We start from the raw sequence: 15,696 nt of genomic DNA, 5'->3' as shown, positions 1-15,696 counted from the left end.
AAGATTGGCTCCAAATTTAAATGTTGTCAGCAGCCGACATTTAAGCGTGAAGCAGTTTTCTTTGACCGACGATTTCATCATCACTCGAATCGTCGGTCTTTATTTTTTTGAGGACTGATTTTTCAGTGCTCCCCCACCTCAATAGATGAAGAAGCCCTTAAAAGTTAATATGAGTTTAAGTGCTGGACGTGTTCTGCATCCTGAATGACATAACCATTACGTCCCTGCTCTTTGGCCAAATACAGATTCTGATCGACCTCATTTAAAAAGGTCATTTTGTCATTTTTCTGAGTTGGAATAATGGTTTTCACACCTAAACTAACGGACAGACGCTGATCCAATGGCGATGAGCTATGGCAAATATCAGCGGTTCGAATACTCTGTAAAATACGCTCCACCACTTCAATTGCAGACGCTTGTGAGGTATCGGGTAATATCAAAACAAACTCTTCCCCGCCAAAACGCGCCACCAAATCACGTGGACGTGAGACACTTTTTTTCAGTATTTGTGCAATCTGTTTCAGACAAGCATCACCGAGAATATGACCATTATAATCGTTGTATTGTTTAAAATAATCGATGTCTAATAACATGATGGTCAGTGGTTGCTGTTCACGTTGCGCATTGAGCCATTCACGTTGGTAGCTATCTTCAAAGAAGCGGCGGTTGGCAATCCCCGTCAGACCGTCTTGATAAGAATATTCTTCCAGTTGTTTTTTCAGTGTTTCTAATTCTTGTTCTTGTTTTTTACGCTCCGAAATATCGAACATAAATCCAACCAAACTATCGACTTCCCCGTCTGGTTTTCGCACTACATGCACCACATCGCGAATCCAAATATATTCTCCATTGATGGTCAGTGCGCGATAATCCGCCTCATGATCAACCCCCGAAATCGACTGCGCCACACAAAAATCAACCACCCATGCACGATCATTTTCATGCATTCGCATCGCCCAATCTTCGACTGTTCTCCACGAGTCTTGCTTCCAACCCAGCACTTTTTCAATTTGTGGGCCAATATAACTAAACGTTTTGGTTTCCCAATCAATACTCCAAGGAATAGCAAGTGTTGATTCAATCAGCGTCTTATACACCAGATCATTGACAATACGGGGCGAATTGAAAATAGAATCAGACATAGTTACGTTCTCCTTATACCCTGTCCTACTCAATACATGACTTATTTTTTAGACATTCTGCATAAATCATTCTTATAAAGTCTCAAAATTGAATCCGTGATTAATCTGCTCATTTCCTTTATGGCTATGACACGATATACAATTTCATAGAATTACATAATACCCTATTAAAAGAACATTTTTTAATCATAATTTATCTATTTACTATAGTGTTAATCATATAAAACCATCACTTTCTTTTTCACATAATCACTCACTGATTTTTCTGTGCAATTCAACTTAAAAATAGGCACTCAACTGTCAGGTCAGTGATTATCGTCGTAGCGACAATTATCCATCGCATAATTTTGATTTATGTTAGCTTATAGCTCTATTGCGCTTTGAGCTTGGGGTATCTATGGCTGTTCGTTTTTTTCATACATCTGATTGGCATTTGGGACAGTTTTTTTATAACCATTCCCGTCAGTATGAACATGAACAGTTTTTAGCATGGTTACTGGAACAAATCAGTGCAAGACAGCCAAATGCGCTTTTGATTGCAGGAGACATTTTCGATGTCATCAACCCTGCATCGTCCGCACAAAAGCAACTCTATCAGTTCTTAGCAGATGCGCATGCACGTGCACCGCATATGCAAACCCTGATGATTGCAGGCAACCACGACTCAGGCTACCGCATTGAACAAGTTGAACCGTTATTGGCCAAATACAATTCCAAAGCGGTGGGAGTGATTCATAAAAATAGTCAACAGCAGATCGATCTTGAGCACTTATTGGTGCCAATTTTAGATGAGCAACAAAATACTGTGGCATGGTGTCTGAGCCTGCCCTTTTTACGTCCTGCTGAAATTACAGGCTTTAATGAACACACCACCAATAGCCAAAACGCGATTGCCTATTTGCATCAACAATTGATCGCCGAGGCTAAAGCCCGCAAAACAGCAGATCAAGCCCTAATTTTAATGTCTCATGCACATATGCAAGGCGGCGAAACCTCAGACTCTGAGCGTCCTATTGTGATTGGTAATGAAGAAGCACTCTCAACAGCATTATTTGATGAAATCATTGACTATGTGGCACTCGGGCATTTGCATAAACCGCAAAAAGTCGGTGAAGAGCATATTCGCTATAGTGGCTCCCCAATTCCACTATCTTTTAGTGAAATTAACTATAAACATCAAGTTGTTGAAGTGACACTTGATCCCACACGAAATGATGTCTCGCGTTTTCAGTTGAATGTTTTAGCAATACCACGAAGTATTCAACTGCATAAGATACGGGGTGAACTCAATGAAATACTGGAAAAACTGCAAGCATTGCCTCAAGGCGCTATCCCAGAGATTGATCAACGTGAATATGTCGATATTGAATACCATACTGCTGTTCCACCGCAGCCCAATTTAAGACAACAGTTCGAAGAGGCTCTCCCCAAAGACCGTTATCGTTTAGTCCGTATTTCGCGCCAATATTTAGCGACTGAGCAAGACCCCAATGCACCCGCTAAAGTAAGTTTAGAACCGCCAACACCAGAAAAACTGTTTCAGCAAATTTGGGAAAAACAGGGTTATCACAGTGATGCAGAAGTGTTAAACGATTTTATGAGCTTAATGCGTGAAGCAGAACAATCCCTTGCAGATGAACAAGAGGCTTAAAGGTTTAGTATGAATATTTTATCGATTCGAATTAAAAACCTTGCTTCACTTTCTGGCGAACATCTGATTGATTTTGAAAGTGATCCCTTAGCCAGTGCAGGTCTGATTGCCATTGTAGGGAAAACAGGCGCAGGTAAATCCACCATTTTAGATGCTATGTGTTTGGCCCTGTTTAACCGTATTCCACGGTTAAAAGACAGTGATGGCAAACTACAAGATGTCGATGGTTCAGAGCTGCTCACCAACTCTCCATTGACCGTACTGCGTCGTGGCACTGCACATGGTTATGCTGAGCTTTGCTTTATTGCACAAGACCAAAAACGCTATATCGCACGTTGGGAATTAAAACGTTCGCGGGAAAAAGCAGACGGCAAACTGCAAAGTGTGCAGCGTTCTTTAAAATGTGTCACCGATGGTGTCGTCGTTGCGGATAAAGCCAAAGCCGTCGATGAAAATATCAAACGCATCACACAGCTCAGTTTTGAACAATTTACTCGTGCCGTTTTATTGGCCCAATCTGAGGTCACCGTTTTTTTAAAAGCACGGGACAATGAACGCGGCGAATTGCTGGAATATCTAACCAATTCCGCTATTTTTGGGAAAATTGGTCAACTGGCTTATGAGAAAACCAAATCCGTCGCCACGCAGCGCAAAGAACTCGAAAATGTACTGGGTCATATTGAACTGTTAACCGATGAACAAGTCACTGCATTATCGACAGAGTTTCAACAGTGTGACAGGAATTATAAACAGCTTGAAGCTCAAAAGTCGCAACTAGAAAAACAACAACAATGGTTTGAGCGCAAACATAAACTCGACAGTGAAATCATTAGCAAACAACAACTCTTCGATACACAAAGCAAGTTACAACAAGATTTAACTCCTGAGCGCGAACATTTGGCTCGTTTGGAGATCTTTTCAGAAATTCGTGCTGTGGTATTCCAACAACAACAGTTACAGCAAACTGTGCAGCAACTGACGCCCCGTATTCAACAACAGCAACAACTGTTCGATCATTTACAACTTAAATTTGAAAGTGAAAAAGTCCAATTTACGCAAGCTGAAATGGCAGTGAATAAACTACAACAGTTTGAAAGTACCCATCATGCTGCATTAAATGAGGTGCGTAGATGTATTCAAGAACGTGATTTCATTGGGGCTGAGTTTAAGAAAGTTCAGGAAAAATTGCAGGCTTTAGAGCAGTCTAAGCTGCCCCTAAACCAGCAACAACAAAAGCTTGAACAGCAGATTCAACACATTGATCGACAGCAAACCGAGTGTAAGCAGCAACTGGAAAGCTCACAACAGTTTGTAAACCTAGACAAAGGTCTCAGCGCCCATACTCAACAGCTAGAACAGTTCATTCATCAATATCAAAAAATTGAACATCAACTCGGGCCACGTACTCAGGCTGAACATCGGCTAGCATCAGAAAAACAACAATTACAGCAGTCTATTCAACAGTTCGGGACGATCGAACAGCTTGAAATCAAAGTTGAGCAGACACAACAGCAACGCGAGTTGAAAATCAATCAACTCAGCCAATTCGAGCTGATTCAGCAAAAAATTCAGCAGTTTTTTGACTTACAGGCTGAGTCTACAGAACAGCAAGTACAACTCGACAATGCCAAAACACAGCTTCAAGCCGTGCAACACAATAGCCAACAAGCAGAACAAGCCTTTCAATCTGCCAAAAGTGAACGCATCCAACTGCAACAGGTTTTGCAACAGCAGCGACTTTTACATGCTGAAAATATCGAAGATTTACGCTCGGTACTCCAAGACGGCGAACCCTGTTTAGTCTGTGGAAGTACCTCACATCCTTATAAAGTGGAAGATACTGCGATCTCTAAAGCTCTGTTTGAGCTTCAACAACAGCAGGAGCAACAGGCAACGCTAAAAGAACAGAATTGCTTTGACGACTGGCAGTACGCGCAGCAACAGCTGACTAAACTGAATACTGAAATAGAACAACGGCAAACTCTAATTCAGCAACTTTCTGAAAAAATTAGTACTTTGCAACACGTGTTAATCGAGCACAGTCAAACAGCAAATATGACACTCGACTTCACCCTAACAGCATCGGAGTTGAAGACTCAGTTCATGCAAATGGCTGAGCAATATCACTCGGATTTGCAACAACTCAAACAACAGTCTGAGCAGTTCCAACACAATATTAAGATCCAGCAACAATGTATCCAAAATATTCAACAGATTGAACATTTACTACAAACAGCGAACGGTTTGCACAACCAAGTTCAGCATATCGTGCAGTGTTTATCGGAGGGTGAAAAAATAGCTTGGCAACAGCAGACCACCCAGACCGCTCAGCAAATCTTGATACGCCTAAATACCCGTTCACAACAACTGGAACAGCTGGAACAATGGCGTCAGCAACGCGAACAAACCACGCAACAGTTCAAGACCAATCAACTGAATATCGAAAATACCAGTAAGCACATCTCTGAAACCAACGAGCAGCTCAATGAGATCAAACAAAAAGGACAGCAAAATACAGAAATAGCCAATCAATTGATCCAACAAATGACTGGCTTAACGGACATCAAAGCCAATGAGTGGCTCATCCAGCACGATCAACATCGCCAGCAGACGCAAAGCTATTATCAACAGCTGAAACAGCATTTTGAGCAATTGCGCCATCAATTCGAACAAGAAAAAAATCAGCTAGAACAGCTTAAAGCCCAGTTGCAGCAGAATCAGACCAGTACGAGCCAAGTAGAAAATACCCTTCAACACTGGCTCAATGCACATCCTGATTTCCATAAGCCTGATTTAGATGCACTGGCTCAAATTAGCTCGGCTCAGGAACAACACATCCGTCAGAAATTACAGCATGCAGAACGCCTAGTAAATGAAGCACATGCTGCATTGAAAACTATGCAAGAGCAGTTGAGTGAACATCTGGGCCATCAACCTGAGATTGACCCAGCACAGTTACAACAGCAAATGCAGGAGCATCAAGTCGCACTGCAAGCACAACTTGAACTACGTGATCAGCTCAAACTTAAACTTGAGTTGCATCTGCAAAATGTCGCAAAACAAAAGCAATTTGCAGATCAGATTCAAACCATACAACAGGAAGAACACCGTTGGGGGAAAATTTCAGGTCTGATGGGAGATGCCACAGGCAAAAAATTCCGTGATTATGCGCAGCAATATAATCTCGATATTTTACTGGAACATGCCAACCAACAGCTCAACCAACTCTCACAGCGTTATACCTTAAAGCGTTTAGATCACTCGCTCAGTCTTGCCATTATCGATCATGACATGGATGGCGAAACCCGCTCTGTTGCATCACTCTCTGGGGGAGAGTCTTTCCTGACCGCCCTTGCCCTATCTCTTGCCATTGCCAATATGGCCTCAGGCTCAATGAAAATTGAATCTCTGTTTATTGATGAAGGCTTTGGGACTTTAGATGCATCGTCCCTGCACATGGTCATGAATGCTCTCGATCAATTGCAAAATCAAGGACGTAAGGTGGTGCTGATTTCACACATCCAAGAAATGCATGAACGTATTCCTGTGCAAATCCAAGTCAAAGCTTTGGGCGCAGGTGCCAGTACCATTGAGGTGGTGGGATAATTTCAGATTTTTGAAAGTCAAAGTTTGATCTGTTTTAAGACACCATCTCTCGGTTAAAAATAGAGGGAGCATCCTACTTAATGTAAGTGCTCCCTGTAAAATCCAAACAAATGCTTTAATCCGCTGGGAATGCTTTTGGTGGAGGCGCATATTTAGATGCATCTGCTGCTTTGTCTGTAGCCGCCATAGACTGTAGCGGGTAAATCACAGTACCAATCACACCTGTATTTTGGATGGAACCATGATCTGAGTTTGCAGCATAGGCATCTTCAGGACGACTAAAGGTAAAGGATGCCACCGCAGAGTCACTCTTACGGAAGCCTTCAATAATCAACTCTGCCTGTGGACGAAGCACATAACCTGAATTGCTACGTGATGCTGCACGTCCATCAATAACATCTAAACCATCCACACTGGCAACCACTTCAAACGTGCTATTGCTATGGTTTTGGTATTTGAGTTGATAACTTTGTCCATCTTTACCCGATAAATAATACTGCTGACCATCTCGAAATAAAGGCAGTGGACGCTGTGCATCATCTACAATCGAAAAACTGATTTTTCCAGCGGCAAATGACAGACTGTTCACGGCCTTACCCACATATTTTTTGCTGGCATAGCGAACTTGTGATTCAGCAATTGGGCTACTGGATAAGCGTTTTAAATTGACTTCCGTGACGTTTGAACTAATCTCATCGCCCCACTTGGTGCCTAATTTTTCACTTTTAGCGACCTGAGCATTCTGAACCGTAGATTCCGCACTCATCTCGCTTATTTTGGTATTTGTACTGCTACAAGCTGCTACAAATAGGCTCAGAAGCAGGGAGATAAATAAATAGAGTTTTTTCATTTTGGCTTCATCCTAAATGCAATTTTTATCGTTGTCAGGCAATCATTTTTCATGGTTCATCTGTCTAATCTATAGACGGTTCAATTCATGAGTTTAAATTAAGCCTATTTTTTCAGCAGCCTATTAGTTTTATATAATTGTAAGTTAAGCGCTTCTCACTCCCTTTAAGCTCAAGAAGCCCTATTTAGACTTAATGCTGTGAATAATCTCTCACTCCGAACAAGGCGGTTCCAACGCGAACCATAGTCGACCCAGCTGCAATCGCATCGACCATATCGCCTGACATGCCCATGCTTAAGGTATCCCAGTCTTCAGGATGTACATGCAGCTCTTTCACTTGGTCAAATAACACTTTCGCGGCCTTAAAGGCTTGAGTATTGTTCGGTGCAGGAATCACCATCAAACCACGTAGTTTGATATGAGGTAACTGACTGATACTTCTTACCAACTCAGCAACCTCATCAGGTTGGCAGCCATCTTTGCTGTCTTGACCATCGATATTGACCTGTAGACAAAGATTTAATGGTGGTTGTGTTATCAGACGCTGCGCCGATAAACGCTCTGCAATAATTAAACGATCAACTCCATGCACCCATGCAAATTTTTCAGCCAAATGTTTGGTTTTATTGCGTTGTACATGCCCAATAAAATGCCATTCAATCCCTAAGTCTTGTAGCGCCTCTATCTTCTGCAAAGCCTCTTGTAGGTAGTTCTCACCAAAGGCGCGTTGACCACAAGCGTACATGTCTCGTAACACTTCGCTCGGATGTGTTTTAGAAACCGCCAAAAGCTCTACAGACTCCACGTCACGACCTGAAATTTCGCAGGCCTGTTGAATTTGGGATAACACGTGTTGACGTGAATTTTGCAAGATATTCATTGACGAGGGTCTCATTTCGGTCATCTTTTTTGCTTTGCCTTTCAACAAACTGTTGGTTAAGTTGATTGAAAGCCTTATTATTCTATCAAAATAATTAGCATTTAAATGAACTCGGGGAAATAATGGATATCACAGAATTACTAGCCTTTTCGGCTAAGAACGGGGCATCAGATTTACACTTATCTGCAGGTATGCCACCGATGATTCGTGTCGATGGTGAAGTTCGTCGTATCAATTTACCAGCGTTAGAACACAAAGAAGTGCATAAACTGGTCTATGACATCATGAATGACAAACAACGTCGTGATTTCGAAGAAAAACTAGAAACAGACTTTTCCTTTGAAGTTCCAAGCATTGCTCGCTTTCGTGTGAACGCATTCAACCAAAACCGCGGTGCAGGTGCAGTATTCCGTACCATTCCGTCTAAAGTCCTGACCATGGAAGACTTAGGTTTAGGACAAACCTTCAAAGAGTTATGTGAATTGCCACGTGGTTTAGTTTTAGTGACGGGGCCTACCGGTTCTGGTAAATCTACCACATTGGCGGCAATGATCGATTATATTAACGATAACCGCTATGACCATATCTTAACGGTTGAAGACCCAATCGAATTTGTACACCAGTCAAAAAAATGCTTGATCAACCAACGTGAAGTGCACCGTGATACACATGGTTTTAACGAAGCACTGCGTTCAGCACTACGTGAAGACCCCGATATTATCCTCGTGGGTGAGATGCGTGACCTTGAAACCATTCGTTTGGCGCTCACAGCAGCAGAAACGGGTCACTTGGTCTTCGGTACACTACATACCACCTCTGCGGCAAAAACCATTGACCGTGTGATTGACGTATTCCCTGCTGAAGAAAAAGACATGGTTCGTGCCATGTTATCTGAATCGCTACAAGCCGTGATTTCTCAAACCTTGCTCAAGAAAAATGGCGGTGGCCGTGTTGCCGCGCATGAAATCATGATTGGTATTCCTGCCATTCGTAACTTAATTCGTGAAAACAAAGTGGCACAGATGTATTCGGCTATTCAGACTGGTGCAAACTACGGTATGACCACACTGGATCAAAGTTTGAAAAACTTGGTCACCAAAGGGGTGATCAGTCCACAGACTGCACGTACAGCTGCTAAGCAACCTGAAACCTTCTTATAAGAAAACAATGGATTTGGGGTATAGATATGGATTTTAACGACTTACTCAATTATATGATTCAACAAAAAGCGTCGGATTTATTTATCACCGCTGATGTTGAACCCTCCATGAAAATTAACGGTCAAATTGTGCCTGTGGCTAAGGGTAAGCTGACGGGTGATGTCGCGGGGCAACTGCTCAACTCGATTATGAGTGAAAAACAGCGTAAAGAATTTGCAGATACACGTGAGTGCAACTTCGCGATTATGAATCGGGATAAAACTGCACGTTTTCGTGTCAGCGCATTTCAACAGCGTGATATGCCAGGTATGGTTTTGCGTCGAATTGAGACGCAAATTCCAACCATGGATGAGTTAAAACTACCGCCTGTACTCAAAGAGTTGGCCATGACCAAACGTGGCATCATCATCTTTGTGGGAGCAACAGGTACGGGTAAATCGACTTCTTTGGCTTCAATCATTGGTTACCGTAACCAAAACTCGAAAGGTCATATCATTACCATTGAAGACCCAATTGAATTTATTCATGAGCATGCAGGCTGTATCATTACCCAGCGCGAAGTGGGCATTGATACGGACTCTTTTGAAATCGCGCTGAAAAACACCTTACGTCAGGCACCCGATGTGATCCTGATTGGTGAGATTCGTTCCCGTGAAACCATGGATTATGCGATTGCCTTTGCTGAAACAGGTCACTTGGTATTTGCAACGCTGCACGCCAACAACGCCAACCAAGCCATCGACCGTATTATTCACTTCTTTGAAGCAGACCGTCATAGCCAATTGTTTATGGACTTGTCTTTAAACCTTAAAGCGATGGTTGCTCAGCAGTTGATTCCAACACCAGACGGTAATTCTCGTCGTGCTGCAATTGAGATTTTGATTAACTCACCGTTAATTTCCGATTTGATCCGTAAAGGTGAAATCCACGAAATTAAAGACCTGATGAAGCGTTCTCGTGAACTTGGTATGCAAACTTTTGACCAAGCCTTATTCGATTTGTACAAAGCTAAGCAGATTACCTATAAAGATGCGCTGAAACATGCCGACTCTCCGAACGACTTACGTTTACAAATCAAGTTGTCTGAAGAAGGCGGTGATCGTCTATTGCATGCCAGTGCAAACATCACGTTTGACGGACAAGCTTAAGCATTTCTTTAAACAATAAAAAAGGGCTTCTCATGAAGCCCTTTTTTAGATCTAAATTATTACTTTTTACGCAGTGCTTCTTGGCACTCAGCAGCATCACAGTAACCATATAGGTTGAGTGAGTGACCTGTTAAAGTAAAGCCATGCTTTTCAGCAACTTCGTGCTGCTCATGCTCAATTACTTCGTTGCTAAACTCAACCACTTTGTTGCAGTTTTGACAAACGATATGATCATGATGATCGTCTTGCATGATTTCGAAAACAGAATGGTTATTTTCAAAGTGATGGCGCTGAATAATGCCCGCTGCTTCAAACTGCGTTAACACGCGGTAAACAGTTGCTAAACCGACATCTTCACCTTGTTCAAGTAAAGTCTTATAAATATCTTCCGCACTTAAATGGTGTTGCTTTGAATTTTCTAGTAGTTCTAATATTTTAATTCGTGGAAGTGTAACTTTAAGTCCAGCTTTGCGTAGATCTTGATTTGAAATTGGCATGTAAAAAGGTCTCTCAACAAATTTAAAGTTAGAATATGCAACAAAGTGTAGATGCAGTATGATCTATCCGTGGCTCAATTGCATCATAATTAATTTGGGATAGTGTAGCAAAATGCAAAAAATCATGTTGGCGTTATTCGTCACTTCACTGCTCGCAGGCTGTTCGACCTTGGGCGTTTATAAAGTTGATATTCCTCAAGGTACGCCATTAACTCAAGCACAAGCGTCAAAAATACAAGTTGGCATGAGCCATCAACAAGTCCGCTTTTTGCTTGGCAGCCCGACAGTTTCAGATCCAATGAATCCACTACGTTGGGACTACATCTACAATTATACCCCAGGAACGTATGCTAAAAAAGCCAAGATTCCTGCTGCACAAGGTCAACACCTGAAAGTCTATTTCGACCCAAACGGTATTGTGCAAAAAATTGAAGGCTTAGAAACCATTCCTGCATCTCAGCCAGGCTTACCAGCATCGAAAGAAGCGATTCTAAACGCGCCCCCACTATAAAGCCTTATTCTAAAAAAGAAACCCCTCAACTGAGGGGTTTTTCATATCATTTCGATTGTTTTAAGCGATTGCCTTTGGCAAAGCGACCCACGGGGTTATTTTGTGCACGTATCCTTCTAATATCTTTAGGATTAATGCTCAAAGGACGATAAATTTCAACACGATCCCCTACCTGCAAAACCTGTTGAAGGTCTTTCAAGCGGACACCAAAGATGCCCAATTGTAAAAGCTCAGGCAATTCAACCTGCGAGCCTATACCACTCAGTTGAATCGCATCTTGTGCCGTCATTCCCTCAGAAAACGGCACACTAATATGAAACTGCTGGTCTGCTGTTGCATAAGCAACCCAGACTTGTTGAAGCATGCGCATTAGATCAGTTTTCCAAGTACGGCTACAATGGCCAATACGATAGAAACGGGTAATACCACACGCACAGCGATGCGCCAAATATTATAAAAAGCTTCATTACTAAAGTTCATCGACTTACGTAAATGGCTAATTTTCATAATCCAACCCGCAAAAATGGCATAAATCAAACAAATCACTAAGCCCCACAGCATCAGTAAGATGTTAAAGATCGGGCCAGTGGCTGGAATTAACCACACCAACGTTGCAACCAGCAGCACGAGCCACTGAACCACAATATTCAACTGGCGCTGTGCCAACTGCTCACGTGCCATCTGTAACAGCACGGCTGCCGCTACAACTGCAGTTAAGGCAATCGCATACGCAGGTAATGCCGCTTGGACTGCAAAAAATGCAAAAGCAACCACCGCCAAAATTTGTGCAATCCAAATCGGTAAAACAGTCTTGCTTGCAGCATCTTGCTGTTGAACTTGTGCCAAACTGTTCTGCCAGTACAGGCCGAGTCCTAAACCGCTTGCCACCAAAGCCAATACCGTTGCACTGCCCCATTCTGAAAATTCAACCGGCGTCACTTGCCACTCAGCGGTTCCTGTACCAGAGAGGTTTGCAAGCACTAAGGAGATCAGCACACCGATCGCCGTTAACGCTAAGGTCAATAGACGTGGGGCAAAAGACAACGCGATGGCAACCACGGCCAAAGCAATAAAGATCACGGACGATGTCATATCGGCCAGTGCATATTGATTTAATAGTTGCGCAGCATTAGACAACATGCCGCCCGCTAAAAAAGGAATAAAGACGACAGCAAGCCATCCCACAAGGCGCCACGTCTGAGAAGCATCGGCATCACGCGTTAAACTCGACAAAGCATTTAATGCCGTGGTTTTTGAACGCTTGGCTAAGGCAATCTCTAAGTAACACACAGGTAAAGCCAAGACCACCATGGTCACTAACCAAAGTAACCAAAAGTCAAGCTGACGTTCAACCTGAATTCCCACCAAGGGTGCAAGTGTGGCAATGATAATAAATGATAAACAAAATGCCATCAGCGGCGATAACCATCGTGACAGAGCATTGTCTTGCATGATGCGTTCCTTCAATAAGTCTTGCGCTATTTTGCCTTGCTCGCTTATGAAAATCAAAAACAAAAAGCAAACCATCAAAACTGATGATTTGCTGCGCTAAATATAATTAAAATTTATTGTTTTGATCCCTCGTTTGGCTCACTTATGAAAAGAAACGAGCAAACCAATTTTTCCCTTTTTTCTTTTCTTTTTCTTTGATAATGCCCATCATATTTTCTTTTACGGCACCGACATAATCTGCATCATCATGCTGGATATGATTAATCAGCCATTTCGACAACACTTCATGCAGTTCAGCTTCGATTGAATGCCCCAGCTCAAAACGGTCACGATAAGATTCAATTTTTTTTATAAATAAATCATGTACACGTTTGTGCGGTACACGATATTTATAACCCGCCTCTTCTTGGAGAGACTCTTCAAAAGTGAAGTGAGACTGTGTGTAATCAATAATATTTTCTAAAATCTGTTTCACGCGTTCACGGTCAGTATTGACATCAATCACATCAATTTCATTGATATAATCGAGAATACGACGGTGTTGATCGTCAATCACATCGATACCAGTATTATATTCTGGAACCCACTTCATTATCATTCCGACCACCCAATAAAAATTAATAGATTAATTACATGAATTAATCATATCGATTAGAATTAAAAATAAAAGTGAATCAAATTGGTTGGTTTTATACTATTTTCACAAAATTAAACTTAAGTATATATTTTAAATAAGTAAATAAATTTAAATCCGACCAAAAGAATCAGTTATTATTTAATCAATTTTATTATTTTATAAGTATGTACCAAAATAAAAGCATGTTTTATTTTATTATCAACATGCTTTTATATTCTAATCATTTTGAAATAAATTAATATTGATCTGCTTTATTAACGCGTTTTAAAGACGGATCTTTGGCTTCTCGGATTAAACGTTCCACATGGGTCATTTGGTGACGGATCGCTTTGCCATATTGAAATAAAATCATTTCACCGGGTGAAAATGCCGTCCACGCTTCATTTTGAGTCAACGGTTCGGTAGTAATCACGGCCACGCGATCGTCTGCAGTAGTGACTTGGCTAAAATCAACTTCAACATCAATATCGATCAGCTGCGCAGGTTTAAATGGGTACTCACGCACCAACCAATGCAGTTTGGTAATGGCATAACTAAACAGGGCCTGCCCATTTGATAAACAGAAATTGAACGTGCCATGCTCCGCAATCCGTGGAGAAACATCAGTTAATAAATCAAAAACTTGATCTAGACTTGGCTCGGTATAGCCAAACTTGTTCACCAGCTGATCAAGTAAATAGCAAAATGCACGTTCGCTGTCGGTATTACCCACTGGGGTAAAGCGTCCTGACAGTACAGGATCAAAGTCATGCAAATCGCCATTATGGGCAAAAATCCACTGTCGTCCCCATAACTCACGGCTAAATGGATGTGAGTTTTCTAAGTTAATTTTTCCCTGTGTCGCTTTGCGGATATGTGCAATCACATTGCGTGATTTGATTGGATAATTACGAATTAATTCAGCAATCGGCGACTCAACTGCAGATTGATTGTCAACGAATAAACGGCAGGCTTTATCCTCAAAAAAAGCTATCCCGAAACCGTCACAGTGGTCTGAAGTAATCCCCGCGCGCTGTGAAAAGCCTCGAAATGAAAAGGTAATATCAGTCGGTGTTGCACAGTTCATTCCGAGCAGTTGGCACATAATCTTGATCTTATTTAAACATATTTATTTATGATGGTTTTATTGTGCATGAGTCCTGACTGGCTTGCAATTCACAATGCTTCATAACCCGAACACATTCACGCATAAAACTATTTTTATAAAATGCATAGGCCTAAAAAAAGCCTCCGAGGGGGCTTTTCAAAATATTTAGTGCTTATTACTGCGATTGGTAATTAATGTACCGACACCATGATCGGTGAAAATCTCCAACAACGTTGCATGTGGCACACGACCATCTACAATATGCGCGCTTACCACACCACCTTTCACCGCATCTAGAGCACAACCCACTTTCGGAATCATCCCGCCGTAAATCACGCCCGTTTCAATGAGACGGTCAACTTCTTGGGTGGTTAAACCAGTGAGCAGGTTTTTATTTTCATCTAAAACACCTGAAATATTGGTCAACAAAATCAGCTTTTCAGCACCGAGGGCTTCAGCCACTTTTCCAGCCACCAAATCAGCGTTGATGTTATAAGTATTGCCCTCTTCATCCACACCTAAGGGTGCAATCACAGGAATAAAATCACCACTGGTAAACATTTCCAATACATCAGTTTTAACACTGGTCACTTCGCCCACTAGGCCAAGATCAATTTTTTGTACCGTGCCATCTTCCGCAGTTTTTTCCATCAGTAACTTTTGTGCACGCAGTAAGTTACCATCTTTACCCGTTAAACCAATGGCACGACCACCATGTTGGTTAATCAAATTCACGATAGATTTATTCACACTACCACCCAACACCATTTCAACCACTTCCATGGTCGCAGGATCGGTCACTCGCATGCCATCAATACGGTCCGACTCACGCCCCAATTGCTTTAAAAACGAATCCACTTGTGGACCGCCACCATGTACTACGATTGGGTTTAAACCGACGGTTTTTAACAAAACGATGTCACGTGCAAACGAGCTCTCAAGCTCAGGATCGGTCATTGCATTGCCACCATATTTCACTACTAGCGTTTTTCCAGCAAAACGTTGAATGTACGGCAAAGCTTCAGTCAGAACTTGTGCTTTGTCGAGGCCAGTATGTTGATGTGGCATGTGCCTC

The 15,696-nt window shown here is 42.0% G+C and carries 14 protein-coding genes; 5 read left to right on the top strand and 9 right to left on the bottom strand.

From position 1 onward, the window contains the following. Positions 1–164 precede the first annotated feature (164 nt). Positions 165–1,142, bottom strand: a complete 978-nt coding sequence (locus HUK62_RS04885; protein ID WP_176537237.1) for a sensor domain-containing diguanylate cyclase — start codon at positions 1,140–1,142, stop codon at positions 165–167. Between the two features lie 397 nt (positions 1,143–1,539). Between HUK62_RS04885 and HUK62_RS04880 the strand changes: the two genes are divergently transcribed. Then, positions 1,540–2,793: an exonuclease SbcCD subunit D gene (locus tag HUK62_RS04880; protein WP_176537236.1), complete on the top strand. Its 1,254-nt coding sequence runs from the start codon at positions 1,540–1,542 to the stop codon at positions 2,791–2,793. A 9-nt stretch (positions 2,794–2,802) separates the two neighbouring features. Next, positions 2,803–6,399, top strand: a complete 3,597-nt coding sequence (locus tag HUK62_RS04875) for an AAA family ATPase (RefSeq protein WP_176537235.1) — start codon at positions 2,803–2,805, stop codon at positions 6,397–6,399. A 115-nt stretch (positions 6,400–6,514) separates the two neighbouring features. Here the strand turns inward: HUK62_RS04875 and HUK62_RS04870 are convergent, their stop codons facing one another. Together HUK62_RS04870 and HUK62_RS04865 are read right to left on the bottom strand one after the other, a co-directional pair. Then, positions 6,515–7,249 (bottom strand): hypothetical protein, encoded by a 735-nt coding sequence (locus tag HUK62_RS04870; RefSeq protein ID WP_176537234.1) that lies wholly within the window; start codon positions 7,247–7,249, stop codon positions 6,515–6,517. 190 nt (positions 7,250–7,439) lie between these two features. Continuing rightward, positions 7,440–8,129 carry a YggS family pyridoxal phosphate-dependent enzyme gene (locus HUK62_RS04865; RefSeq protein WP_176537233.1) on the bottom strand — a complete coding sequence of 230 codons (690 nt, stop codon included), beginning with the start codon at positions 8,127–8,129 and terminating at the stop codon, positions 7,440–7,442. A gap of 122 nt (positions 8,130–8,251) precedes the next feature. On the opposite strand from HUK62_RS04865, the gene HUK62_RS04860 reads away from it, so the two are divergent. Then, a complete protein-coding gene (locus tag HUK62_RS04860; protein ID WP_004694862.1) occupies positions 8,252–9,289 on the top strand; it encodes a type IV pilus twitching motility protein PilT in 1,038 nt (345 codons plus the stop codon). A gap of 26 nt (positions 9,290–9,315) precedes the next feature. Continuing rightward, on the top strand, positions 9,316–10,437 hold the full coding sequence (locus HUK62_RS04855; protein WP_010326019.1) for a PilT/PilU family type 4a pilus ATPase: 1,122 nt from the start codon (positions 9,316–9,318) through the stop codon (positions 10,435–10,437). A 59-nt stretch (positions 10,438–10,496) separates the two neighbouring features. Here the strand turns inward: HUK62_RS04855 and fur are convergent, their stop codons facing one another. After that, complete coding sequence (gene fur, locus HUK62_RS04850; RefSeq protein WP_004694866.1) at positions 10,497–10,934, bottom strand: ferric iron uptake transcriptional regulator; 438 nt, start codon at positions 10,932–10,934, stop codon at positions 10,497–10,499. Between the two features lie 112 nt (positions 10,935–11,046). On the opposite strand from fur, the gene bamE reads away from it, so the two are divergent. Continuing rightward, positions 11,047–11,445 (top strand): outer membrane protein assembly factor BamE, encoded by a 399-nt coding sequence (bamE, locus tag HUK62_RS04845; RefSeq protein ID WP_004694868.1) that lies wholly within the window; start codon positions 11,047–11,049, stop codon positions 11,443–11,445. Between the two features lie 46 nt (positions 11,446–11,491). On the opposite strand, the gene HUK62_RS04840 is transcribed toward bamE, so the two are convergent. The 5 genes from HUK62_RS04840 to argB all read right to left on the bottom strand — a co-directional run bounded on the left by HUK62_RS04840 (position 11,492) and on the right by argB (position 15,689). Beyond that, positions 11,492–11,815, bottom strand: coding sequence for an RnfH family protein (locus HUK62_RS04840; protein WP_176537232.1), 324 nt, complete (start codon positions 11,813–11,815; stop codon positions 11,492–11,494). Continuing rightward, complete coding sequence (locus tag HUK62_RS04835) at positions 11,815–12,897, bottom strand: hypothetical protein (RefSeq protein WP_176537231.1); 1,083 nt, start codon at positions 12,895–12,897, stop codon at positions 11,815–11,817. The genes HUK62_RS04840 and HUK62_RS04835 overlap by 1 nt, the downstream gene beginning before the upstream one ends. 142 nt (positions 12,898–13,039) lie before the next feature. Next, positions 13,040–13,495: a bacteriohemerythrin gene (locus HUK62_RS04830; protein WP_176537230.1), complete on the bottom strand. Its 456-nt coding sequence runs from the start codon at positions 13,493–13,495 to the stop codon at positions 13,040–13,042. Positions 13,496–13,769: 274 nt separating this feature from the next. Then, complete coding sequence (locus HUK62_RS04825; protein WP_176537229.1) at positions 13,770–14,618, bottom strand: class II glutamine amidotransferase; 849 nt, start codon at positions 14,616–14,618, stop codon at positions 13,770–13,772. A 168-nt stretch (positions 14,619–14,786) separates the two neighbouring features. Beyond that, positions 14,787–15,689: an acetylglutamate kinase gene (gene argB, locus HUK62_RS04820; RefSeq protein WP_004984290.1), complete on the bottom strand. Its 903-nt coding sequence runs from the start codon at positions 15,687–15,689 to the stop codon at positions 14,787–14,789. Between the last annotated feature and the right edge of the window lie 7 nt (positions 15,690–15,696).

Source organism: Acinetobacter sp. NEB 394 (genome assembly GCF_013374795.1).
Classification (GTDB): domain Bacteria; phylum Pseudomonadota; class Gammaproteobacteria; order Pseudomonadales; family Moraxellaceae; genus Acinetobacter; species Acinetobacter johnsonii.
The sequence above is the reverse complement of the archived record's forward strand: the minus strand, read 5'-3'. Positions and strand labels throughout refer to the sequence as shown.

Bases quoted from the DNA above. Each gene is read 5' to 3' on its own strand.
- HUK62_RS04885 (WP_176537237.1), bottom strand. From the start codon at position 1,142: ATGTCTGATTCTATTTTCAATTCGCCCCGTATTGTCAATGATCTGGTG.
- HUK62_RS04880 (WP_176537236.1), top strand. From the start codon at position 1,540: ATGGCTGTTCGTTTTTTTCATACATCTGATTGGCATTTGGGACAGTTT.
- HUK62_RS04875 (WP_176537235.1), top strand. From the start codon at position 2,803: ATGAATATTTTATCGATTCGAATTAAAAACCTTGCTTCACTTTCTGGC.
- HUK62_RS04870 (WP_176537234.1), bottom strand. From the start codon at position 7,249: ATGAAAAAACTCTATTTATTTATCTCCCTGCTTCTGAGCCTATTTGTA.
- HUK62_RS04865 (WP_176537233.1), bottom strand. From the start codon at position 8,129: ATGAATATCTTGCAAAATTCACGTCAACACGTGTTATCCCAAATTCAA.
- HUK62_RS04860 (WP_004694862.1), top strand. From the start codon at position 8,252: ATGGATATCACAGAATTACTAGCCTTTTCGGCTAAGAACGGGGCATCA.
- HUK62_RS04855 (WP_010326019.1), top strand. From the start codon at position 9,316: ATGGATTTTAACGACTTACTCAATTATATGATTCAACAAAAAGCGTCG.
- fur (WP_004694866.1), bottom strand. From the start codon at position 10,934: ATGCCAATTTCAAATCAAGATCTACGCAAAGCTGGACTTAAAGTTACA.
- bamE (WP_004694868.1), top strand. From the start codon at position 11,047: ATGCAAAAAATCATGTTGGCGTTATTCGTCACTTCACTGCTCGCAGGC.
- HUK62_RS04840 (WP_176537232.1), bottom strand. From the start codon at position 11,815: ATGCGCATGCTTCAACAAGTCTGGGTTGCTTATGCAACAGCAGACCAG.
- HUK62_RS04835 (WP_176537231.1), bottom strand. From the start codon at position 12,897: ATGCAAGACAATGCTCTGTCACGATGGTTATCGCCGCTGATGGCATTT.
- HUK62_RS04830 (WP_176537230.1), bottom strand. From the start codon at position 13,495: ATGATAATGAAGTGGGTTCCAGAATATAATACTGGTATCGATGTGATT.
- HUK62_RS04825 (WP_176537229.1), bottom strand. From the start codon at position 14,618: ATGTGCCAACTGCTCGGAATGAACTGTGCAACACCGACTGATATTACC.
- argB (WP_004984290.1), bottom strand. From the start codon at position 15,689: ATGCCACATCAACATACTGGCCTCGACAAAGCACAAGTTCTGACTGAA.